The sequence below is a fragment of the Arthrobacter sp. zg-Y1110 genome, from assembly GCF_025244865.1.
Lineage (GTDB): Bacteria > Actinomycetota > Actinomycetes > Actinomycetales > Micrococcaceae > Arthrobacter_B.
Map to the genome: position 1 here is coordinate 1719923 of NZ_CP104272.1, position 22748 is coordinate 1742670.

Annotated in this window: 20 protein-coding genes; 13 read left to right on the top strand and 7 right to left on the bottom strand. The window is 66.5% G+C overall.

Features of this window, described 5'->3' with window-relative positions:
• Nucleotides 1–395: 395 nt before the first annotated feature.
• Both N2K99_RS08025 and ligD read left to right on the top strand, forming a co-directional pair.
• Nucleotides 396–1577 carry an MFS transporter gene (locus N2K99_RS08025; RefSeq protein WP_260554884.1) on the top strand — a complete coding sequence of 394 codons (1182 nt, stop codon included), beginning with the start codon at nt 396–398 and terminating at the stop codon, nt 1575–1577.
• Nucleotides 1578–1623: 46 nt separating this feature from the next.
• Nucleotides 1624–2646 carry a non-homologous end-joining DNA ligase gene (gene ligD / locus N2K99_RS08030; protein ID WP_227933534.1) on the top strand — a complete coding sequence of 341 codons (1023 nt, stop codon included), beginning with the start codon at nt 1624–1626 and terminating at the stop codon, nt 2644–2646.
• Here the strand turns inward: ligD and N2K99_RS08035 are convergent.
• On the bottom strand, nt 2643–3383 hold the full coding sequence (locus tag N2K99_RS08035) for an ABC transporter ATP-binding protein (protein WP_227921866.1): 741 nt from the start codon (nt 3381–3383) through the stop codon (nt 2643–2645). The genes ligD and N2K99_RS08035 overlap by 4 nt on opposite strands.
• A gap of 40 nt (nt 3384–3423) precedes the next feature.
• Entirely contained in the window at nt 3424–4506 is a 1083-nt protein-coding gene (locus tag N2K99_RS08040) for an ABC transporter permease (protein ID WP_227933450.1), read from the bottom strand.
• 176 nt (nt 4507–4682) lie between these two features.
• Here N2K99_RS08040 and N2K99_RS08045 point away from each other — a divergent pair, with 176 nt between their 5' ends.
• Nucleotides 4683–6026 carry a sensor histidine kinase gene (locus tag N2K99_RS08045; protein WP_227933451.1) on the top strand — a complete coding sequence of 448 codons (1344 nt, stop codon included), beginning with the start codon at nt 4683–4685 and terminating at the stop codon, nt 6024–6026.
• On the top strand, nt 6023–6664 hold the full coding sequence (locus N2K99_RS08050) for a response regulator transcription factor (protein WP_231709327.1): 642 nt from the start codon (nt 6023–6025) through the stop codon (nt 6662–6664). Before N2K99_RS08045 ends, N2K99_RS08050 begins: the two co-directional genes overlap by 4 nt.
• A 51-nt stretch (nt 6665–6715) precedes the next feature.
• On the opposite strand, the gene N2K99_RS08055 is transcribed toward N2K99_RS08050, so the two are convergent.
• Both N2K99_RS08055 and N2K99_RS08060 read right to left on the bottom strand, forming a co-directional pair.
• Complete coding sequence (locus tag N2K99_RS08055) at nt 6716–6943, bottom strand: sulfurtransferase TusA family protein (protein ID WP_227921859.1); 228 nt, start codon at nt 6941–6943, stop codon at nt 6716–6718.
• A 33-nt stretch (nt 6944–6976) separates the two neighbouring features.
• Entirely contained in the window at nt 6977–8029 is a 1053-nt protein-coding gene (locus N2K99_RS08060) for a YeeE/YedE family protein (RefSeq protein WP_227933452.1), read from the bottom strand.
• Nucleotides 8030–8259: 230 nt separating this feature from the next.
• On the opposite strand from N2K99_RS08060, the gene N2K99_RS08065 reads away from it, so the two are divergent.
• Nucleotides 8260–9024, top strand: a complete 765-nt coding sequence (locus N2K99_RS08065) for a glycosyltransferase family A protein (protein ID WP_227933453.1) — start codon at nt 8260–8262, stop codon at nt 9022–9024.
• On the opposite strand, the gene N2K99_RS08070 is transcribed toward N2K99_RS08065, so the two are convergent.
• Complete coding sequence (locus tag N2K99_RS08070; RefSeq protein WP_227933454.1) at nt 8984–9928, bottom strand: alpha/beta fold hydrolase; 945 nt, start codon at nt 9926–9928, stop codon at nt 8984–8986. The genes N2K99_RS08065 and N2K99_RS08070 overlap by 41 nt on opposite strands.
• A gap of 166 nt (nt 9929–10094) precedes the next feature.
• Between N2K99_RS08070 and N2K99_RS08075 the strand changes: the two genes are divergently transcribed.
• Nucleotides 10095–10907 (top strand): 1-acyl-sn-glycerol-3-phosphate acyltransferase, encoded by an 813-nt coding sequence (locus N2K99_RS08075; RefSeq protein ID WP_227933455.1) that lies wholly within the window; start codon nt 10095–10097, stop codon nt 10905–10907.
• A gap of 60 nt (nt 10908–10967) precedes the next feature.
• Here the strand turns inward: N2K99_RS08075 and N2K99_RS08080 are convergent, their stop codons facing one another.
• Nucleotides 10968–11621, bottom strand: a complete 654-nt coding sequence (locus N2K99_RS08080; RefSeq protein ID WP_227933456.1) for an SDR family oxidoreductase — start codon at nt 11619–11621, stop codon at nt 10968–10970.
• Nucleotides 11622–11806: 185 nt separating this feature from the next.
• Here N2K99_RS08080 and N2K99_RS08085 point away from each other — a divergent pair, with 185 nt between their 5' ends.
• On the top strand, nt 11807–13324 hold the full coding sequence (locus N2K99_RS08085; protein WP_227933457.1) for a carboxylesterase/lipase family protein: 1518 nt from the start codon (nt 11807–11809) through the stop codon (nt 13322–13324).
• A gap of 1 nt (nt 13325) precedes the next feature.
• Here N2K99_RS08085 and N2K99_RS08090 read toward each other — a convergent pair whose 3' ends face one another.
• Complete coding sequence (locus N2K99_RS08090) at nt 13326–14219, bottom strand: arginase family protein (protein WP_227921846.1); 894 nt, start codon at nt 14217–14219, stop codon at nt 13326–13328.
• A gap of 86 nt (nt 14220–14305) precedes the next feature.
• Between N2K99_RS08090 and N2K99_RS08095 the strand changes: the two genes are divergently transcribed.
• From N2K99_RS08095 to N2K99_RS08120, 6 genes are all read left to right on the top strand, one after another.
• Nucleotides 14306–15943: an ABC-F family ATP-binding cassette domain-containing protein gene (locus N2K99_RS08095; protein WP_227921844.1), complete on the top strand. Its 1638-nt coding sequence runs from the start codon at nt 14306–14308 to the stop codon at nt 15941–15943.
• 679 nt (nt 15944–16622) lie between these two features.
• Nucleotides 16623–18140 carry a carboxylesterase/lipase family protein gene (locus N2K99_RS08100; RefSeq protein WP_227921841.1) on the top strand — a complete coding sequence of 506 codons (1518 nt, stop codon included), beginning with the start codon at nt 16623–16625 and terminating at the stop codon, nt 18138–18140.
• A gap of 98 nt (nt 18141–18238) precedes the next feature.
• The gene (gene lpdA, locus N2K99_RS08105; RefSeq protein WP_227921839.1) at nt 18239–19639 is read left to right on the top strand and encodes a dihydrolipoyl dehydrogenase; all 1401 of its coding nucleotides are present in this window, start codon (nt 18239–18241) and stop codon (nt 19637–19639) included.
• A gap of 37 nt (nt 19640–19676) precedes the next feature.
• Nucleotides 19677–21245 carry a DUF4389 domain-containing protein gene (locus N2K99_RS08110; protein WP_227933458.1) on the top strand — a complete coding sequence of 523 codons (1569 nt, stop codon included), beginning with the start codon at nt 19677–19679 and terminating at the stop codon, nt 21243–21245.
• A gap of 79 nt (nt 21246–21324) precedes the next feature.
• Nucleotides 21325–22155, top strand: coding sequence for a hypothetical protein (locus N2K99_RS08115; protein WP_227933459.1), 831 nt, complete (start codon nt 21325–21327; stop codon nt 22153–22155).
• Between the two features lie 120 nt (nt 22156–22275).
• Nucleotides 22276–22725, top strand: a complete 450-nt coding sequence (locus N2K99_RS08120; RefSeq protein WP_227921835.1) for an acyl-CoA thioesterase — start codon at nt 22276–22278, stop codon at nt 22723–22725.
• Nucleotides 22726–22748 lie beyond the last annotated feature (23 nt).

The following is a 22748-nucleotide window of genomic DNA, read 5'->3' on the forward strand; positions in this document are numbered from 1 at the left end:
TGCCTCTGCGGCCACACCGGCTAGCTTCAGTCTCAATCTTAACAGGGCTTTTCTCGCGTCCGAGTGGCGGGGTAACCCCAGGCGTCGAGGTAGGTGTTACGGGTGTGATCCCTTCAGTAACAGCCGTACCACTGCCTCGGAATCGGCGTCCCGGCCACCCGATCCGCGCTCGAAGAATTCCACCCTCCGATACGGGAGTGGCTGAAGTTTTCCCATCGGTCACGACTGCACCACCGTGTGGGGTAAAAGTGGCCGGGATCACTGAAATTTGCTTCCCGACCGACGACGGCGGCGGGTAAGGTTGTTAGGCGACCTTCCAATATCGGTCGCTTGTTCCGAGCAAACAGGAGTATGCAGTGGCTGGCAGCGGTTCGAAATTATGGACCAGGGGATTTGTGCTGGCGATCATCACGAATCTCTTTATCTCACTGGTGTTTTATCTGTTGATGACCACCATGGCGCTCTACACGGTTCAGGAGTTCTCCGCATCCGACAGCACCGCCGGATTTGCTTCCGGATCCTTCGTCCTCGGTGCGTTGGCGGCACGGGTTTTCGCCGGGAAGTTCCTGGACTTCGTGGGGCGGCGCCGGCTGCTGGTGACCAGCCTCGCGGTGTTCGTGGTCGCATCGCTGCTGTACATCCCCGCGTCCAACCTGGCACTGCTCCTGACCGTCCGGATCCTGCACGGCATGGCATTCGGAGCGGCCAGCACGAGTATTTCCGCCTCGGTCATGGGACTGATTCCGGTCCACCGGCGCGGCGAGGGTACCGGCTACTTCGGTATCTCCACCACGATGGCTACGGCAGTAGGCCCGTTCCTGGCCGTGTTCCTGGCGGAGTCCGTCAGTTACCGCGCCCTGTTCCTGTTTGCTGCCGGCTGCGCCGCCGTCGCACTCGCGTTGTCCCTGGTGCTGTCCCTGCCGGAACGCACACCGACCGCCGAAGAACAGGAGAACAAGTGGCGGATGCACCTCACGGACATCATTGATCCGTCGGCACTGGCCATTGCATCGGTGATGTTCATTGCCGGCGCGGCATATGCCGGCATCCTCTCCTTCCTTAACTCCTATGCCCAGACGGAAGGCCTGGTGCTCGGCGCCAGCCTCTTCTTTGTGGTCTATGCGTGCGTGGTGCTGGTTTCGCGGTTGTTTGTGGGGCGCATCCAGGACCGGCACGGTGACAATGCCGTGGTGTACCCCACCCTGGTGTCCTTCGCCGTCGGCCTGGCGCTGCTGGCCTACGCCCCAAATGACACGGTGATGGCCCTGGCCGGCGTGTTTGTGGGCTTCGGCTTCGGTGCACTGATGCCGTGTGCCCAGGCGATTGCCGTGACAACGGCACCGGCGGCCCGGATCGGCCTGGCGACGTCCACGTTCTTCATCCTGATGGACGCCGGTGTGGGCCTTGGCCCGCTGCTTCTGGGCATGCTCCTGCCACTGATGGGATTCCACGGCATGTACTGGGTGCTGGCCGCCGTCCTGCTGGCCTCCACGGTGCTCTACCGCTTTGTCCATGGACGAAAGAATTACCGGCCCGGCGCACCGGTGGAACCGGTGCGGGGGAAGCCTGCCGCCTGACACGGTAACCTCTTTCCCACACTGTCCAATGAGGGAAAGCAGAACGATGGCACGCGAGGAAACCACCTTGGCCGTTCCCGGTCCGGAGGGGGAGCGGCAGGTCCGCATCTCCAGTCCCGGGCGGGTCATCTGGCCGGATCCCGGAATCACGAAACTGGATCTGGCCCGCTATTTCGCGGAGGTGGGTGAGGCGTTCATCCGGGCCAACGGCGGCCGGCCCGTCTCGCTGGAGCGCTTCCCGGAGGGCATCGGCGGAGAGGTGTTCTTCTCCAAGAATCCGCCGCGCGGAATGCCGGACTGGATGCGTGCCGTCACCGTGAAATACCCGAGCGCCCGTTCACACCCGCAGGTGGTGCTGGATGAGCCTGCCGCCGCGGTGTGGGCGGCGCAGATGAACACGGTGGTGTTCCATCCCTGGCCGTCGCGGGCGGAGAACACGGACAACCCGGACCAGCTGCGCATTGACCTGGATCCGCAGCCGGGCACGGATTTCGACGACGCCGTGCGTCCGGCCCAGGAACTGCGGTCCATCCTTGCCGAGGCCGGGTTGGACGCCTACATCAAGACTTCGGGCAACCGGGGCATCCACCTCTTCGCGCCCATCCGTCCGGAGCGTGAATTCCTGGACGTCCGGCATGCCGTGATTGCCGCAGCCCGGGAGGTGGAGCGCCGGATGCCGGACCAGGTGACCACGGCCTGGTGGAAGGAAGAACGCGGCACACGGGTGTTCGTGGACTTCAACCAGGCCAACCGCGACCGGACCATGGCCGGCGCGTACAGCCCGCGGGCGCTCCCGAACGCACCCGTCTCCTGCCCGATCACCTGGGACGAGCTGGAACGGGTGCATCCTGCGGACTTCACTATGCAGACAGTTCCGGAGCGGCTGCGCACCGTCGGGGATCCCTGGGCGGAGATGTCCGCCCGGCCGGGGTCCATCGATGTCCTGCTGGGCTGGTGGGAACGGGACCTGGCCAACGGGCTGGGCGAACTGCCCTTCCCGCCGGACTATCCGAAGATGCCGGGGGAGCCGCCGCGGGTCCAGCCCAGCCGCGCCCGTCGAAAGGACTAGGCTGCGGGGTCGTGTTCAATGAGCCTGCCGTCCCGCATGGCCGCCACGTCATCGGTCAGGGGTACGAACTCGGTATCGTGGGTCACCATCACCGTACCCAGGTCGAATTCGCGTGTCACGGCAACCAATAGGCGGACAATCGCCTCGGACCGGTCGTGGTCCAGCGCGGCGGTGGGTTCGTCCACCAGCAGCAGCGACGGACTGCCCATGAGGGCACGGGCAATGTTGACCCGCTGACGCTGTCCACCGGAGAGCTGGTGGGGACGGCGGGCCGCGACGGATTGGGACAGCCCCACGAGTTCCAGGAGCTCCCGTGCCCGGGACTCGGATTCCTTCCCGGCCCTGCCGCGCAGCCGGTCAGTGATGACGAGCTGCTCCACGGCCGTGAGGGAAGGAAGCAGGTTCGCCTGCTGGAAGACGATGCCAAGTTCGGTACGCCGCAGTGCAGTCCGGCCGGCGTCGTCCAGTTCGCCGACATCCCGGCCGCCCACCGTCACGGTGCCCGACGCCGGTCGGATCAGTGTGGCGGCAACGGCGAGCAGGGAGGACTTGCCGGACCCTGACGGACCCACCAGTGAGAGGATCTTTCCCCGTGGAACAGTCAGGCTGACCCGGTCCAGTGCCTTCAGCGTGCTGACGCCGTCGGGGTATTCGAGGGTTACGTCCTGCAGGTGCAGTGCGGCGGTGGCAGCCGCGAGGGTCGGTGGGACAAGTGCCGAAGCTGAGGTTTCTGCCATGTTGTGGTGGTCCTTTCTTGGGAATACAGGATGTAGGTACCTAGTTGCCGCCGAGAGCGGTCAGCGGATCTACCTTGGCAACCCGGCGTACGGCACCGGCCGCCCCGGCAAGCCCGAGCACCACGATGCCGAGGATTGGCAGCAGTGCGGTGGAAACCGTCAGGATGAACGGAGCAACCGCAGCGGCCGCCAAGCCGATCAGTACGGCGAGCACCCCGCCGGTGACGGCACCTGCGGCAACGATGACCCCGGCCTGGGCCAGCGCGTCACGCATCAGGTATGCGGAGCTGCCGCCCAAGGCCTTCAGCACGGCAATGTCGCGGGTGCGCTGGATGGTCCAGACCGCCAGGAAGGCCACAATGACCAGTGCGGAGATGCCGTACAGGAACGCCTGCATCATCAGCAGCGAACCGTTTTCCGAGGTGTAGGCGCCCAATCCGTTGAAAGAGCCGCGGATACCCGTGGAGACTGTGCCTGCGGCGTCGTCTGCCTGCTCGGCGGTGGAGCCCGAGGCAGCGATCACGGTGGCCACCGGCGCCGCGTCGGAGCCCTCATCGTTGGTATGGGCCGCAGCCTGCCATGTAGCCAGCGACGTCCAGACGAGCGGCGTGTGGCTGTAGTAGGACTGGTCGACAATGTCTTCAACAGTCAGGACCCGGCCGCCCAGGCGCACTTCGTCCCCCGCATCCAGGGACAGGGACTCCGCTGTTTCCGATCCAATGAGGATCTGTCCGTCGCCGATCTGGCGGGGCGCGAGCTTGCTGCCCGGTTCGACGCCGAAGACAGCCACGTTTGCACTGGCCCCGCCGGTAATGCGCGTCTGGGTGATGCCTACGGGTTCAGCGGTCTCGATGCCGGGAGTCTTCCGCCACTCAGCCAACTGCTCAGCTGTGACGGTTGATTCCGTATAGGAGACCTTGGCTTCACCGCCCTCGGGTGCACCGAAGGCAACGATGTCCACCCCGGCGGAGCCAAGGTCCTTGATTGCCGCAGTGTTTTGGTTGCCCAGGCCTGCGGTAAGCCCGGAGAGCAACACCAGAAGGAGGGTAATCAGGGCGACGACGCTGCCCATCAGGGCAAACCGCCCCTTGGCGAAGCGTATGTCGCGGAGTGCCAGATACACGTTTGCTTCCTTTCGGATCGGCCGCCGCAGCGGCAGTGGAGGGTACCTTTCAACCCTCCGCCGGTTCCGGGGCGAAACCATCGCATGGACGGATGATCCGGGCGGAGAAACCGGTTGGTCCTGCGCTCAACCGTTTGGTTGATGCCGTTGCGGACGGCCGGACCTAGGCTGGAATCATGAGTGCGCCGAATCAAAGCAGTGGGGGTCCCGACGGCGGCGCCGGCACCGTGTCTGCCGCTGCCGCGACCGTCGCGGGGGACGCCGTGCTCCGCCTGCTGCGGGTAGCCCTGCACGTTGCCTTCGCCGGGCTGCTTGTTCTGGCTTTGGTCCAGCTGACCCTGGACGGGCCGGGAACGCCCCGCCTCGTGGCTGCGTATGCCTGCGCCTGTGTGCTCGCCGTCGTTTATCTCGCCGGCACCGTGGCAGAGAAACGCTACGCAGCAACCGGAGCCGGGCCGGACCCCGGCCGTGCCGGGCCCTATTGGCTGGCGGCCGTAACGTTCCTATGGCTTCTTCTGCTGCTGATAAGCGCCGATTTTTCCTGGCTGGCCTTCCCCCTGTTCTTCCTGGACCTGCATCTGCTGCGGACCGTGCCCGCCTTGGCGGCAGTAACCGCGATGACGGCTGCGGTGGTCGCCGCCCAGGGCGTGCACTCCGGAGGGTTTACTCTCGCAGTCCTGTTGGGCCCGGTGCTGGGGGCCCTCTTTGCTGTGGTGATGGGCTTCGCCTACGCGGCGCTGCACGGAGAAAGCGTGAACCAGCGGCGTGCGCTGGCCGAGCTTCGGCGCACCCGCGGGCAGCTGGCAGCGTCCCAGCACCGTGCGGGCGTCCTGGCGGAACGGGAACGCCTGGCCCGCGAGATCCATGACACCCTGGCCCAGGGGTTTTCCAGCATTGTCCTGATGTCGCGGGCGGCCGGCGCCGCACTGGAAAGCGGACAGGCGGATCTGGCCCGGGAGCGCATTGCCACGGTCCAGGCCACTGCGTCGGAAAACCTGGCCGAGGCCAGGAAGTTTGTGCGCGGCCTGACCGAAGCGGCAACGGGCAGCGGGACCCTCATCGCGGGGCTGGAGCGCCTCTGCGCCGATAGCTCCCGGCAGGCGGCCTCCGGCGGTCAGCCGCTGGAGTGCAGCCTCCGGGTGGACGGAGAGCCGGTGGATCTCGATGCCCGGTATGAAACCACCCTGCTGAGGGCGGCGCAGGCTTCCCTTGCCAACGTGCGGGCGCATTCCGGTGCACATACCGCGGTACTGACGCTCAGCTTTGCGCCCGACGCAGTGACGCTGGATGTCTTCGATGACGGTGCGGGCTTCAGCACCGCAACGCTCCCGGACGTCCCCCGCCGGGACGGAAGCGGATTCGGGCTGCTCTCCCTGCGCGAGCGGGCAGCGGATCTGGGCGGGGTGCTGAGCATCGAGTCCGCGCCCGGCGAAGGCGCGGTGGTGGCGGTACGGCTTCCGCTGCCGGCTGCCGACCGGCCGGAGCTGGAGCAACCGGCTCCCGCGAAGACACGGGCATGAGAGTGATGCGGATCCTGCTGGTTGACGATCACCCGGTGGTCCGGGCAGGTCTGCGCGCCATGCTGGAGGACTTTGAAGGCATCCGGGTTGCCGCCGAATCCGCGGACGGCGAATCAGCGGTGGCCGAAGTCCGTAAACAGGAGGTGCTGGGCACCCCGGTCGATCTTGTACTGATGGATCTGCAGATGGGGGCGGGCATGGACGGGGTGGAGGCCACGCGGAGAATCCGGGCGGCCGACGGCCCGCCGGTGCTGATTCTGACCACCTATGACACTGACGCCGATATCCTGGCGGCCATCGAAGCCGGGGCGGCCGGTTACATGCTCAAGGATGCGGATCCTGAGGAGATCCGCACCGCGGTCACTGCTGCTGCGGACGGGCGGACGGCGTTGTCGCCGCTGGTTGCGGCCCGGCTGATGGGACATCTGCGGAGTCCGGCTCCGGCCCTCAGCAGCCGTGAACTTGAACTGCTTGAGCTGCTGGCAACGGGCCTCGGGAACCGGGCCATCGCCCGGAAGCTGTTTATCTCCGAAGCGACGGTGAAAACGCACTTGGTGCACATCTACGAAAAGCTCGGTGTGGACAACCGGACCGCCGCCATCGCCGAAGCCCGGCGCCAGCGGATCCTGCGCTCTTAACGGGCACGGAACGGCGAAGCCGGGCTTCAGCGGTGCGGCGGTTACGCGGTGCTAGGCCTTCTGCACCGTGATGGACCACTCCGCGGGGCCGCGCTTGGAGAAATCCGTGACGGGGTAGCCGCTTTCGGCAGCCCAGCGCGGAATGGCGTCCGTGGCCTGGGTGCAGTCGAAGTGGATGACGAGTTCATCGCCGCTGCTCAGTGTTGTCATAGCCTGCTTGGCTTCCACGAGGGGGAAGGGGCAGACGGATCCGTTGGTTTCCAGGGTGACCTGTGCCATGGTGTGTATCCTTTTCGAGCTATTGGTGGGGGATTAGACGCCGACGGGGACGCGAGCGGAGGCCGGCGCCGGGCGGCGGTTCATGATGGTGAGCTTCGCAGCGACGCCGGTGCCGAGGATCATGAAGATCAGCGCGGTCCAGCCCTGGAAGGTGAACTGGGCCGTCTGCACCATGGCGTTGCCGATGGTGCAGCCGCCGGCCAGGGCGGCGCCGATGCCCATCAGGGCACCGCCGCCGAGGCTCTTCACGGCGGTGGCGGCGTCGGGGACCCGGACCCGGAATTCGCCGCTGCCCTTGGCTGCGATGAAGGAGCCGAGCAGGATGCCGATGACCAGGTACACACCCCAGTCCACGAGCTCGGCATCGCCGGTGACAAGGTAGGTGACCAGCTTGGAGGAGGGGGTGGTGATGCCCAAGCCGTCTTCCCGGCCGGTGGCCCAGCTCAGCGGCCAGGCTGCCGTGGCAATGAGCCCGATGACGACGGCCGTAGCGAAGGCATTCCACGGCTTTTCGAACAAGAGGTGCGCCAGCCCGGTCTTCGACGCCGGCAGGGTGGCCATGGCGGACTTCGGCTTGGCCAGGTGGTGCCGGACCGCCAGTGCCACCGCGGTCACGAGCACCGCCACGAACAGCCACGGGGAGATGCCCAGGATCGAGTAGAAATTGCTCTGCTCCACGGTCACGGAGCGCATCGCGGTGTTGAAACCGGCCATGGGGCCCGTCTTCATGATCGCGGCGAACAGTGCGTAGGAGATCAGCGCCAGCCAGCTGCCCACCAGGCCCTCGCCGGCGCGGTAGTAGGTTCCGGTGGCGCAGCCGCCGGCCAGCACAATGGCAAAGCCGAAGATGAAGCCGCCCACGATGGTTGCCAGCCAGGGGAACGCCTCGGCCTGCAGGGTGATGACGCCCGCCGCGTCCAAGGCGAATACTCCGATGCTTTGCACGGCCACAACCACCAGGAACGCGGTGAGCCAGCGGGTATTGCGTGTGACCCAGACATCGCGGAAGGCACCGGTGACGCAGAAGCGGCCCCGCTGCATAACGAATCCGAGCGCCAACCCGACCAGCAGGCCTGAAATAAGCATTGAAACTGCTCCTAGGAAAAAGGGGAGATGCCGCGGCAACGTGCCGCAGTTGAGCAACGCTAGTCCGGGTCCTTTCCGGCCGCCAAGGAATATGGCCCAGCATGTCCGCGGATTAAGCCGCATGACGGCGTAGGTGGACAAAGGCCGGACCGGAGCCTTCCCGTCCGTGGCCGGGGAGCGCATGCGGTGGCAGAATCGGAGGGCAACGGACAACCGGCAGCCAGGACGCGATGTCGACTATCACAGTGGTGATCCCCTCCCATAACGACGCCGTTATGCTCGCTGCGTGCCTGCGCGCGGTGGCCCGGCAGACACGGCAGCCGGACGAGGTCCTGGTCGTGGACAACGCCAGCACCGATGCGACGGCGGACGTCTGCCGGGCAGCGGGTGGCCGCAGGATCTACGAGCCCGACGTCGGTGTCGCCTCCGCTACTTTCCGCGGCTTCGATGAGGCGAGCAGTGAATGGCTGGCCCGTTTGGACGCAGACTCGGTGCCTCCGCCGCACTGGCTGGAGCATCTGGAGGCCGACCTCCTCGAGGCCGGGAAAGACACCGCTGTCACCGGGCCGGGGGAGTTCTACGGCTCCGGCCGGGTCATCCGGTGGATAGCGGAAACCCTCTATATCGGCGGCTACCGCTGGTCGATGAACCTGCTGCTCGGACACCCGCCGCTCTTCGGGTCCAATTTCGGCTTGCACCGGAGCATGTGGATACGGCTAAGGGACCGGGTGCACCGGGGCGATCCCCGCGTGCATGACGACCTGGACCTCTGTTATCAGCTCCGTCCCGGGATGTGGATCCGCTGGGACCCGGATCTGCGCGTGGGTGTATCCGCCCGGCCCTTTGACACGTGGCGCGGGCTGGGGCGGCGGGTGGCCATGGCTTACACCACGTTCAAGCTCGACTTCGAGCAGGAACCGCCGTTCCGGCGCCGGCGGGACCGGGCGCGCAGCGTCAGCCGGCGGAATCGAACAGGTGCAGCAGGTCCCGCGTGAACTGGTAGGGCGATTCCTCGCTGGGGCTGTGTCCGCTGCCGTAGGCCGCAAAAGATGCGCCGATGCCGGCGGCGAACTCCCGGTGCAGCTGCAGCGGCCAGACATCATGCTCGCCGACGGCCACGAACTTAGGGAGGGTGGCTGCCCGGAGGGTATCCCGCAGGCCCGGGGCGTGCCTCATCAGCCCCACCATGTCCCGGATGGAGTCTTTCCTGGTGCGGGTGAACCGGTGGGCCACGAACGCCATCCGTCCCGGAGACGCCCCGATGAAGTTGCGCTGCACGCCCCAGACAATCAGGTCCGCGCTGATCCGGTCCCCGACTAAGGGGGCGGCCCAGCCGATACGGCTAACGCCGCGGAAACTCTGGCCGCCGCGCGGCGGGCAGCCGAGCAGGGTGATACTGCGGAACAGGTCCGGCCGCTGCTGCAGGGCCAGCTGGGCAACGATGCCGGCGAATGAGTAGCCGACCACGTGGGCCGGGCCGTAGGCGGAGAGCACGGCTATCAGGTCACCCGTAAACAGCTCATAGTCGTACCGGCGCTGCGGCGGCCGCAGGTGCTCGGGGCCGGCGTCGGCGGACTCGTACTGGCCGGCAAGGTCGAAGCTGAAGGCGAAGTATCCCGCCGCCGCCAGTTCCGGCAGCATCAGTGAGAAGTCCTCCTTCGACCCCATGGCGCCGGGCACCAGGACCACCGCCGGGCTGCCGGGGTCTCCCATGCTGATGGCCGCGAGGGACCCGCTGGGTGCCGGAAACCGGGAACGGAGGCAGCCGGCGGGAAGCGCGGACCAGTCGACGTCGCCGAGTTGCGCGTCGCGGGCGGCAGCAGGATCGGCCGGGGCAGCCGGTTCGGTGCGCGGCTTTCCGCCCGGCCCCCGGCCGGCGAACCTCCCGCGTATCACCATGGCTAAAAAGATAGCCGCCAAACGGGTCCCCGTCTGCTGGTTCCGGACCTGGGGAGCACGGGGCAAGCCATTTCCCCGCCGCGCGGACAAGCAGGTCAGCGGCCATCGGGCACCGCGGTAGAATTTCGTTGCCTGCCCCGAAATTCCACCGACTCAGGAGCCGACGTTGCCCGCAAAGCGTAACCCCAACAAGTTCGTCTATCGAGGCATCGTATTTACGGGCCTCACTGCCCGCAGCCTCTTCAGGGTTCCCGTGATCCCCTCCGGCCTGGAGAACCTTCCCTCCCACGAGGACATCCGCGGACTGAACCGCGCCGTCGTGCCCGGCAAGGGGGCAGTGGTGGCCATTACGCACTTCGGCTACCTGGACTTCGCGTTCGCGGAGCTCCTGATGTGGAGGAAGCTCAAGGTCCACATGCGCTTCCTCGTCACCAAGAAAGCCACGAAAAAGAAGTTCGTCAAGGCTGTCTGCGACTGGTGCGAGCACATTGTGGTGGACCGTGCCGACGGCGCAGCAGCCTACAAGGAGTCCGTAGAAAAGCTGCGCGGCGGTGATTACCTTGCGGTCCTGCCCGAGGCAGGCGTCAGCCGCAGCTTCACCGTGCGGCAGCTGAAGACCGGCGCCGTGCGCATGGCCGCCGAGGCCGGTGTCCCGATCATTCCGGTATCGGTCTGGGGCGGCCACCGCATGCTGACCCGCGGGCACGGCCTAAGCATCAAGGCCGTCTGGAAAACCCCGGTGCGCGTGCACGTGGGTGAAATCATGCGCGTCGAATCGGATGCCGACGTCGTCGAAGAGACCCGCCGGCTGCAGGAGGAACTGCAGGAGGGAATCGATTACTGCATCGATACCTACCCCGTGACGCCCGAACCCGGCGCGTGGTGGATGCCGCGGAGCCGCGGCGGCAGCGCCATGTCCGTGGAGGAACAGCAGGTTCTCGACGCCGCGGACCGCGAGAAGTACAAAATCACGGGTTAACACCAAAGAACTGACAACGGCAGCCGCAGGTGCGGCTGCCGTTGTCAGTTGGCGGACCGGTTAGGCGAGGGAATCCAGGGCCTCGGCAACCGGCGTCGAGCCGTTGTTGAACTCGATGGTCTTTCCGGCGGTTTCGGGGCGTTCGAGGACTTCGGCGGCCACATGGGCAACGTCTTCGCGCGAAACGGACTTGCCCTCGACTCCAGCTCCCGTTTCGATCCGGCCCGTGCCGGGATCCATGGTCAGCGCGCTGGGGCCAAGGATGGTCCAGTTCAGGCCGCCGGCCCGCAGGTGCTCGTCCGCGTCGGCCTTGGCCTCGGCGTAGGCAAAGAACCCGTCGTCTTCGGGGACGCCGTGGTCCTTGCCGGCACCGAAGTAGGAGACCATCACGTAGCGGCCGGCGCCTGCTGCTTCTGCGGCGTCCATGGAGCGGATCGCGGCGTCCCGGTCAACGGCAAAAGTGCGTTCGGGGGTACCGCCCCCGGCACCGGCGCTCCAGACGACGGCGTCCTGCCCGCGAAGCAGTTCGGTGATCTGTTCGGTGGAGAGATTTTCCACGTCGGCGACGACGGCTTCCGCGCCGGTCTGTTCAACATCCGCTGCGTGGTCCGGATTGCGGAAGAGGGAGGTGACGGTGTGGCCCTTGTCGGTCAGCCGTCGGGCCAGGTGCAGGGCGACTTTTCCGTGACCTCCGATAATGGCGATGCGGGACATGCGTTACTCCTTTGGTTGGTGACGGTCCATCCACCATAAGCATGCTGTCGAACCCGTGCAGGGTCCGCGCCCTGCCGTCCGCCAAGGGCTTAGCAGTTCGTGCGAATAGCATCGGCGGGGATAGCGGCGGCCTCCGGGGCTTGGTTATGATCGCGCTGGGCTCGAAAAACCGCGGAAGGAACGCTGTGGCAACAACTACGGCTCAGCCGGACCTCACTGTTTCGACGTCGGACGGAACGGTGCGGGGAACAATAGTGAACGGCGTGCGGGTGTGGCGGGGAATACCGTACGCGGCCCCGCCGATCGGCGGGCTCCGGCTGCGCCTGCCGCGTCCGGTGCAGCCGTGGGAGGGCGTGCTGGACGCCGGCCGTTACGGTCCCGTACCGCCCCAGGAACGCGGACTGCCGTCCATGGGCGCCGGCCGGAAAACTCCCATGGACGAAGACTGCCTCACCATCAACGTCACCGCACCGTTGGACAAGGCACCGCCGCGCCCTGTCCTGGTGTATTTCTACGGCGGCGCGTTCACCATCGGGGCCGCGTCCGCGCCGGACTACGACGGCCGGAATCTCGTGGAACGCGGGGATGTGGTCTACGTCTGCATGAATTATCGGCTGGGAGCACTCGGCTTCATGGATTTCCGCCGGTATTCGACGCCGGAGCGGCCGTTCGATGTAAACGTCGGGTTGGCGGACCAGGTCGCGGCCCTGCGCTGGGTCCAGCGCAACATTGCCGCCTTCGGAGGGGATCCCGGGAACGTGACGGTTTTCGGCGAGTCTGCCGGGGCTGTGTCGATTACTGCGCTGATGTGCGTTCCGTCTGCCGAGGGGCTCTTCCACCGGGCCTTCGTGCAGAGTTCGGCACCGGCTACTGCCTATGGCCCCGGCCTGCCGGAAAAGTGGGCAGGCAGCCTGATCGAACTGCTGGGGGTCGCCGAAGAGGATGCGTCGAATGCCCTGGCCACGTTGCCTGCCCAGCGCCTGGTGAAGGCAGTCGGCAAGCTCACCAGCAAGGTCACGCCTGAGTCCGAGCCTGGTGCCCTGGCCGTAGCACCGGTGGTCGACGGGGAGTTCCTGCCCCTGCATCCCATCGATGCCTTCCGGACGGGCAAGGCACACCGGATTCCGCTCGTCATCGGCAATATGTTCCGCGAAGGCGCGCTGTTCGACCGGGTGCAGGACATCCTCCCCACCACGGAGGAACGGATCGACACGATGTTTGCCCGCACGGAACCGGAGCTCAAGGAACAGGTCCTCGCCGCCTACCCCGGCTACCCGTCCAAGCGCGCCGCCGTGGACGTAGGCGGGGATGTCGTCTTCTGGCTGCCCAGTATCCAAGTGGCCGAAGGGCACAGCGCGTACGCGCCCACGTGGTCCTTCCGGTTCGACTATGCCCCGCGGATGGCGAACCTGCTGGGAATGGGTGCCACCCACGGTATGGACATCCCTGCGGTGTTTGGAAACTACGACCGCGGACTGGGCAGGTTCCTGACGCTGCTCGGCGGCAAGCGCACTGCCGTTTCCGTTGGCAACCGGTTCCGCGGCGCGCTGCTGCGCTTCGCCCGCACCGGAGGTCCGGGCCTGTGGCCGGCGTACAGCATCGAGACGCGAGCCACCAAAGTCTTCGACGGCACCGACAACGTTATCCATGATCCGCACCGGGACCGCCGGGAAGCGTGGAACGGGTACCGCGGCTACCGCTGACCTAGACCGGCAGGTCCCGCAGCAGTCCGCCCAGGCGAAGGAGCTCCAGCGGCGCGTGCTGGGCGAGCGAGAGACCGACTATCTCCCCGGCATCGCCCAGGGCGTCGATAATCCGAAGCAGGTCCGGCACCCGCATGCCCCGGGTGCCGTTGCCTGTGGTTCCGGTGAAATCCCGCCGGTCCAGCACATCCAGGTCCACATGGATGGCCAGCTTCGTAGCTCCGGTGAGCGCCAGCCAATCCAGGATCCGGCGGGTGTCCTCCGGAGTGTCCGTGATCCCGACGCTGGAGATCCCCAGCCGGCGCTTATTGGCCATGCCGGGATCCTGCCAGTCCTGCAGGCCGACGTGGAGGACGTTCGACGGCGCCACCACTGCCGGCAGCGCGGCCAGGAATTCGGCGTCGCCCTCCCCGGCGAGCGTCGACAGGGACATGGAACGGAACCCGGTATAGCTGTCGCCCGGGGTCCCGGTGTCCGGGTGCGCATCCACCCACAGCACCGCCAGGTCCGGCCCGTACCTGGCGGCCAGGTAACTGAACGGGGCCACGCTCACCGAACATTCCCCGCCGAAAGTGACCACTGACGCCGGATCGGCTTCCGACACCAGCCGGAGCCCTTCCCGGAGCTGGCGCAGGACCGCTTCGCGGGCATAAATGCCGTCCACCGTCTCCACTGCCTCGTCCGTTGTGTCGGTGCTGACCGGCACAAAAGCGGTGGGACCCTCATGGGCGGGGGAGAGCAACTCGAGCAGGGAAGGTCCGAGATGGTACGAAAGCTGGGTCTGGTGCGGCAGACCCGCAGGCAGCGAACCGACAGCGCCTGCTCCGGCAGCACCCTGCCACTGCGGAAAGATCAGCCGAAGGGACCCGGGACCGGATGGATGCATGGAGGTCATGATCGTCCTTAAGTGCGGAACAGATGCTTACCTTACCGCCGCGGACCTGAGCCGAAACAGGTGCGTGCACAAAATAGAATGGAGGCATGACTGCAACCCTCGTCGCCCGGGACCTTTCCGGCGGCCACGCCCACCGCACCCTTTTCGAGCATCTTTCCCTCACCGTCGCGCCGGGAGACGTGGTGGGCGTGGTGGGCGCCAACGGTGCCGGCAAATCGACGCTGCTGCGGTTGCTCGCCGGAGCGGCCGAACCGCAGGCCGGTACGGTCAGCACATCCCCTGCCGATGCCTTTGTCGGCTGGCTGCCGCAGGAACACGAACGGCTCGCCGGTGAAACGGTGGGCGCGTATCTGGCCCGGCGTACCGGGGCGGCGGCTTCTACTGTTGCCATGGAGGCTGCAGCCGAAGCGCTGGGATCCGAACTCCCCGGAGCGGATGACGCCTATGCGGCTGCACTGGACCGGTGGCTGGCGTCCGGTGCAGCCGACCTCGAAGACCGGGCACCCGCCGTACTGGCGGACCTGGGCCTGCAGCTCGGCCTGGACACCGGGATGGCCGGGCTTTCGGGCGGACAGGCGGCACGCGTGGCGCTGGCCGCCCTGCTGCTGAGCCGCTTCGACATCGTCCTGCTCGACGAACCCACCAATGACCTTGACCTGGACGGCCTGGCACGTCTGGAACAGTTTGTCCGCGGACTCCGCGGCGGCGTCGTGCTGGTGTCCCATGACCGTGAGTTCCTCGCCCGGTGCGTAACCACCGTGGTGGAGCTGGATCTGGCACAGAACAGCGTGGCGGTCTACGACGGCGGCTACGAGGCGTACCTGGAGGAACGCGCCGTGGCCCGCCGGCATGCCCGCGAGGCCTACGACGAGTTCGCTGACAAGAAGGCGGATCTGGTGTCCCGCGCCCGGACCACCCGGGAATGGAGCTCGCAGGGCGTGCGCAACGCCATGAAAAAGAACCCTGACAATGACAAGATCAGGCGCAAGGCCAGCACCGAGTCATCCGAAAAGCAGGCACGGAAAGTCCGCCAGATGGAGTCACGTATCGCCCGCCTGGACGAGGTGGAGGAACCACGCAAGGAGTGGCAGCTGCAGCTGCGCATCGGCTCGGCGCCCCGCTCCAGCTCGGTGGTGTCCACGTTGAACGACGCCGCACTCACCCGCGGCGGATTCACCCTCGGTCCGGTATCGGTGCAGGTGAATGCGGGGGAGCGGATCGGCATCACCGGCCCCAACGGTGCCGGCAAATCCACGCTGCTGCGGCTGCTGCTGGGACGCGAGGTGCCCGACGCCGGTACGGCCTCCCTGGGTGCCTCAGTCGCGGTGGGGGAAATCGATCAGGGCCGCGGCCAGCTCCCGCCCGACCTGCCGCTGGGGGAAGCCTTTGAAGCGGCCGTTCCGGAACTCTCGTCCGCGGAGGCACGGACCCTGCTGGCCAAATTCGGGCTCAAGGCGGATCAGGTGGCGAGCCGGGTCGACGCGTTGTCCCCGGGCGAGCGTACCCGCGCTTCGCTGGCCCTCCTGCAGGCCCGGGGCGTAAACCTGCTGGTCCTGGACGAGCCCACCAACCATTTGGACCTGCCCGCCATCGAGCAGCTCGAAGAGGCGCTGGAAAGCTACGAGGGGGCCCTGCTGCTGGTGTCCCACGACAGGCGGCTGCTGGAGAACGTCCGCCTCGATACCCGCTGGGAAGTCGCGGACGGGAAGGTCAACGCAGCCTAGCCCGGGTGGCCGCCGGGCACCCGGCGGATCCGGCACCGGGCTTCGACCCGTCAGCACGGTGCCGGATGTGATACAAAGTATGCTGTGACGCATCCTTGGGAGGTGCGGAACGTAGGTCTCGGACGATTTCACGGAAGAAGTGTCCTCATGGCTCCAAGGATGGAATACCGTAGTGCTGCCTCAGCGGCCTGCGGGAGCAGCGGCATAACGGTTCGGTACAGGTGCGCAGGGAATCCGCGCACTCCATTTGCGCGCGCCGGAAACGCCCTGTGAAGGCGTTAAGGTCGGCGGAGGTACCCGTCCTGATCCTCGTCTGGATCTTGTGCGTCGGAACCGATTGGTCAACCGGCACGAAAATCGCCCTCAACGTTGCAGCAGTTGCTGCGCTTTGCCTTCGGGAAGCCATCCTGCACCGCCGCCTGGGGGCGAGGCCCGCCCATGGACGGCGCAGCGCCGGTTCACGGCAGCAGCTCGCCACCGCAGCCTAGGCGCAAGCCTAGGCACCGGCCCGGATGTCGGACCCGGATGTCGGACCGCGGGGGTGTTGGGACCGCGGTGTTGGGCCGGGGATGTTGGGCCGGGACGGCCGGCAACGGGTCGTGATCTGGTGGCCCAATCGACGCACGCCTATCGTAGGTAGTCGCAAGGCAGCGGTTATCCCGGGCGAAAAGAGTCGATTGTGGCTATTGACGTTGCTTCACTGGTGGTTGAAACCGGCAGCGGGCTGGTTCAGGGCATAGTCGACGAAGGCGTGCGCACCTGGCGCGGCATCCCCTACGCGGCTCCGCCCGTCGGTGGCTTCCGGCTCAGGGCACCGCAGCCGCCGCAGAGCTGGAGCGGTATCCGCTTCGCCGGCAGCTTTGGGCCGGTTCCTCCCCAGTCCAAAGCTCCCAGCCTCACCGGAACCCGGCGCCGGGTGGCCATGGACGAGGACTGCCTCTCACTGAATGTCTCTGCACCGCTGGAACCCGCGGACGGGCTGCTGCCGGTCCTGGTCTACCTGTACGGCGGCGGCTTCAGCTCCGGCTCCTCCGCGGAGCCTACGTACCGGGGAACAAAGCTGGTCCGGGACGGCGGCGTCCTCTATGTCTCGCTCAATTACCGCATCGGTGCGCTGGGATTCATGGACTTCCGTGCGTACTCGACGCCGGAACGGCCGTTCGACGCCAACATGGGCCTGCGTGACCAGCTCGCCGCCCTGAAATGGGTCCAGCAGAACATCGAAGCCTTCGGCGGCGACCCGGACAATGTCACCCTGTTCGGGGAATCGGCGGGAGGGCTCGCCGTCACCACCCTGATGTGCATTCCCGCCGCCCGGGGCCTGTTCCATCAGGCCTACGCGCAGAGCCCGGCACCGTCCGCAGCCTATTCATCGGAGCTGCATGCGGCCTGGGCGGCCGACCTGCTGGAGATTCTGGGAGTGTCACCCTCCGCAGCCGCGGAAGCCCTGACCCGCTTGCCGGCGGCGAAGCTGGTCAACGCCACCCGTAAACTGACAACGAAGATCGGTCCCGTCAAGCAGCCCGGCTCACTCAGCGTCTCTCCGGTCATTGACGGGGATTTCCTGCCCAGGCATCCCATAGACGCCTTCTTTGCGGGCGAGTCCGCTCCGGTTCCCCTGGTGCTGGGCACCATGGCCCGGGAGGGCGCGCTGTTCGCGAAGGTTTCCAACATCCTGCCGTCAACGCCCGAACGGATCGAGAAGATGTTTGCGGGCACCGATCCACTGGCGCGGGACCGGGTGGTTGCCGCCTATCCCGGATACCCGTCCCGCCAGCGTTCAGTGGATATCAGCGGCGACCTGGTTTTCTGGTATCCCAGCCAAATGGTTGCCGAGGGCCACTCACGCGTGGCGCCCACCTGGGCATACCGCTATGACTATGCGACACCGGCAATGAACCTGCTGGGGTTCGGCGCCACCCATTCCTTCGATGTGCCGGTGATGTTCGGGGATATCGGAATCGGAACCGCCAAGGCCTTGACCCTGCTGGGCGGAGCAGAAGACCTGAAAGCCCTGTCCAAACGGTTCCAGGGTTCGTTGCTGAGCCTGGCCCGGCATTCCCACCCCGGCAGTGACTGGCCGGCCTACGACGAAGTCCACCGGCAGACCCGCGTGTTCGACAAGCTGGACCGGATTGAATCGGATCCGTTCCCGGAACGGCGCCGGGCCTGGTCCGGCTACCGGGGCTACACCTGAACGTTCCCCGGCACCCGTGCCCTAGGCGGCACCTGCGTGAGAGCCTTAATCCGGCTGAGAAATTGTCCCGCACCCCCACGCAAGGAGAGTTGGTTCCCATGAGCGAACATTACGACGTCGTGGTCCTCGGGGCCGGACCGGGAGGCTATGTGGCCGCCATCCGCGCCGCGCAACTGGGCTTGAAGACGGCAATAGTGGAGGAGAAATACTGGGGCGGCGTCTGCCTCAATGTCGGGTGTATTCCGTCCAAGGCACTGCTGCGCAATGCCGAACTGGCGCAGCTTTTCACCAACCAGGCCAAGACGTTCGGCATGACCGGTGATGTCACCTTTGATTACGGGGCGGCCTTTGACCGCAGCCGCCAGGTGGCTGACGGCCGGGTCAAGGGTGTCCACTTCCTGATGAAGAAGAACAAGATCACCGAATACGACGGGCACGGCGTCTTCACCGACGACCACACCGTCGAGGTGGACCTGTCCAAGGGCGGCAGCGAGACGATCACCTTCGATAACGCGATCATCGCCACCGGCACCTATGTGCGGCTGCTTCCCGGCGTCGAACTGAGCGAGAACGTGGTGACGTATGAGGCCCAGATCATGGACCGGGACCTGCCGAAGAAGATCGTGATTGTGGGTGCAGGTGCCATCGGAATGGAGTTCGGCTACGTACACCGCAGCTACGGCGTGGACGTGACCATCATCGAGTACCTGGACCGGGCCCTGCCCAACGAGGATGCGGACGTTTCCAAGGAAATCACCAAGCAGTACAAGAAGCTCGGTATCCCCATCCTCACCTCCACCAAGGTGGAAACGGTGAAGGACAACGGCTCGTCCGTCACGGTCACCTATACGGACAAGAACGGCCAGCAGGGCAGCATCGAAGCGGACCGGGTCATGATGTCCATCGGCTTTGCCCCGCGCACCGAGGGATTCGGGCTGGAGAAAACCGGGGTGGAGCTGACGGAACGCGGTGCCATCGGCATTGACGACTACATGCGCACCAACGTCCCGCACATCTACGCGATCGGTGACATCACCGCCAAGCTGCAGCTGGCCCACGTGGCGGAGGCCATGGGTGTGGTGGCAGCAGAAACCATCGGCAAGGCGGAAACCCTGCCGCTGGGCGACTACCGCATGATGCCGCGTGCCACCTTCTGCCAGCCGCAGGTAGCCAGCTTCGGGCTCACCGAACAGCAGGCCCGCGACGAGGGTCACGACGTCATAGTCAGCACCTTCCCGTTTTCCGCCAACGGCAAGGCCCACGGGCTGGGCGAACCGGTGGGCTTCGTGAAACTGGTGGCCGACGCCAAGTACGGGGAACTGCTGGGCGGGCACCTGATCGGCCCCGACGTCTCGGAACTGCTGCCGGAACTGACCCTGGCACAGAAGTGGGACCTGACAGCGGCTGAACTTGCCCGCAACGTGCACACCCACCCGACCCTCAGTGAGGCGCTGCAGGAAGCCTTCCACGGACTGACCGGCCACATGATCAACTTCTAGCCGGGGTACCGCTTTCCATCGAGCGAAGGGCACCGCCATGAATGCAGGCAGAATCGTTCTGATCGTTATTGGTTCCCTGCTCGTCCTTGCCGGACTGACTGCGGGGGCAGGTGCCGCCGGCTTGGGGATACTGGCCGCCGCCCAGCGCGACGACGGCTACTTATCCGTTCCCGAAGAGACCTACAGTGTCGGCTCGTACGCCCTGACCAGCGAGAATGTCGAGGTGAGTCCGGGCATCCGGGCGGAGGACAATATCGGGACAGTGCAGGTCCGGGGAACCGACCCCGACGGCGAGCTGTTCATCGGGATTGCGTCCGAGGCCGACGTCGACCGGTACCTTGCCGGCGTCGCCCATTCGGAACTCGGAGACGTAACCTTCGATCCCTTCTCCGCGGAGTACGAGGAGATCCCGGGTACCGCCGCACCGGCCCCGCCGGGGGAGCAGGACTTCTGGTCCGTCTCTTCCGCAGGAACCGGCACGCAGGAGCTTGAGTGGCCGCTGCAGGAGGGCGAGTGGACCGTCGTCGTGATGAACGCCGACGCCGCGCCCGGGGTCACGGCGGACCTGCAGGCGGGAATCCGGTCGGATGTTCTGGGGCCGCTCGCCTGGTGGCTGCTAATCGGAGCCGTCGTCCTGGTACTCGGCGGCGCGGCGCTGATCCTCGCTGCGATCCTGGCCGGCCGGAAGCATGGAGGCGGATACCCCGGGCCCAACGGCGGGCACGGCCCCTACGGCTACACAGCGGCAGGCCCACCACCGGGCACCGCGGAGGCACCGGTGTTGTCCGGCGCCCGCGCAGCGCAGCTGACCGCCGGAGGCGCCGGGGCACCGTATCCCGCCCGGCTCTACGGGGAACTGGACCCCGGGCTGTCCCGGTGGTTGTGGCTGGTGAAGTGGTTCCTGGCCATTCCGCACTACATCCTGCTGGCCTTCCTGTGGATCGCCTTCTGGGTAGCCACCGTCATTGCGGGTTTCGCTATCCTCTTCACTGCCCGTTATCCGCGGGCGCTCTTCGACTTCAATGTGGGGGTGCTCCGCTGGAGCTGGCGGGTTGCGTTCTACGCCTCCGGAGTGCTGGGCACGGACAGGTATCCGCCCTTCAGCCTGGAGCGGACCGACTATCCGGCGGACTTCGACGTCGCCTACCCGGAACGGCTTTCGCGGGGGCTGGTGCTGGTGAAGTGGTGGCTGCTGGTTATCCCGCAGGCGCTGATCGTGGGCGCCTTCACCGGGTCCGGCTATGTCATTGTGCGCCAAAACGGCCCGTTCGGCGGGTGGGACCGGAGCATGGGCGGCGGCGACGGCGGCTCAGCGGTGAACTGGGCAACGGACCCGGCCGGCGAAGGGCTGCGGTCGGCGGGTGCTTGGACAGTGGGCATATCCCTGCTGTCCCTGCTGGTCCTGGTTGCTGCAGTGGCCCTGTTGTTCACCGGACGCTATCCGCGTCCGCTGTTCGACTTCGTTATGGGCCTGCAGCGCTGGTCCTACCGCGTCCTGGCGTACACGGCGCTGATGCGCGACGAATACCCGCCGTTCCGGCTGGACCAGGGGCCGGTTGACGCGCGGGACCTGCCGGCTGCCGGGGGTGCGGCACGTTCCGGCTAGCTGGCTGATCCGCCTACGGCCAGGCAGCCCTTGCTGCAGCGGCACCCGCTGCAGGGTCCGGTAGGGCATACTGGGCCGCATGACGAGCTTGGAAGGGCCGCTTTCCGACCCGCAGTCCGGAGTTTGGATCGCGGAGCGGCTGGCTGAGCCCGGAACAGTTGCGGGCACCGTTCCCGGCGGGTTCGAGGCCTACGCGCGGGTTTTCCACCCGATCCGGGCGCAGCTGCTGGGCGGGCAGCAGGACGGGCCGGTACGTGCCGAGTCCCGCCCCATGCGCTGGGAAGAGCTGGCGGGGGTGCGCGGCACGGTGGCCCACCCGATGATGCAGTGGTCCTCCATTCTGGCCGGCTACCGCAATCCGGTATCGAATGAACCGGGGTGGCACTATGAAGACCCGTTGGTCGGCGCGCTCCCGGCGGACACCCTGGCCGAGGTCAGCCGCATTCTCGGTGCACACTCACAAACCCCCGGCCGTTGCTTCGCCGGGCTGTGGGACGGGTACGGCTGGGTGGCCGGCAGCGGGGAGACCCTTCCCCGGTCCGGCCCGGGCGCCGGGGACCCGGAGGTGCAGCCGCAGCCCTTCCGGGGCTACGACGCCCTGCAGACCGTGCGCCGCCTCGAACTGCCGCTGCGCGACTACCTGTTGTTTGCCGGCAGCCTGGCGGTCTTTGCCGAACCGGGCTGGCAGGAGCTCAACGGCTGGGATCCGATCCAGAGCCCCAATCTGCTCTGGCCGGCCGACGGCGCATGGTTCCTGGCCTCCGAGATCGACTTCGACTCCACGATCGTGGGCGGGTCGGCGGAACTGATCCGGGACCTGCAGCAGGCCGCGGCGCTCGAAGCCATGGAGGTTCCGCCGGACGGTGACCTGACCCACCTCGGCGACCAGCTGAATGAGGCCCCGGACTGAGGCGGCAGCAGCCGGCCCGGGAGCGCCGTCACAGCAGCGTCAGACAGCTAACAGGGGTCTGTGAGCAAGGCATCCACGGATCCGGCCGATCGGCAACAGTCCTGTGGATAAGCTGAATATATGCCCCTTGAAAACATAAATTTCCACACCCGCAAGTGGGTCCGCCCCGAGGACCTGAACGCCAACGGCACCCTGTTCGGCGGCAGCCTGCTGCGCTGGATCGACGAAGAAGCTACCGTCTATGCCATCCTGCAGATGGGCAACGGCCGGGTGGTCACCAAATTCATGTCGGAGATCAACTTCGTCAGTTCGGCGGTTCAGGGCGACTTGATTGAAATGGGGCTCACGGCAACCAAGTTCGGCCGTACGTCGCTGACCATGCAGGCTGAAGTGCGGAACATGATTACCCGTCGCAGCATCCTGACGATCGACAAGATCGTGTTCGTCAACCTGAATGAAGAAGGCAAGCCCGTCCCGCACGGCTACACCACCATCAGTTACGACCGCGACCGCCTGCCTTCCCACCACATCCCCCCGGTGCCGTTCGGGGCGGAACCGTTCTCCGCCTAGCGGCCCCGACTGGCTGAACCCGC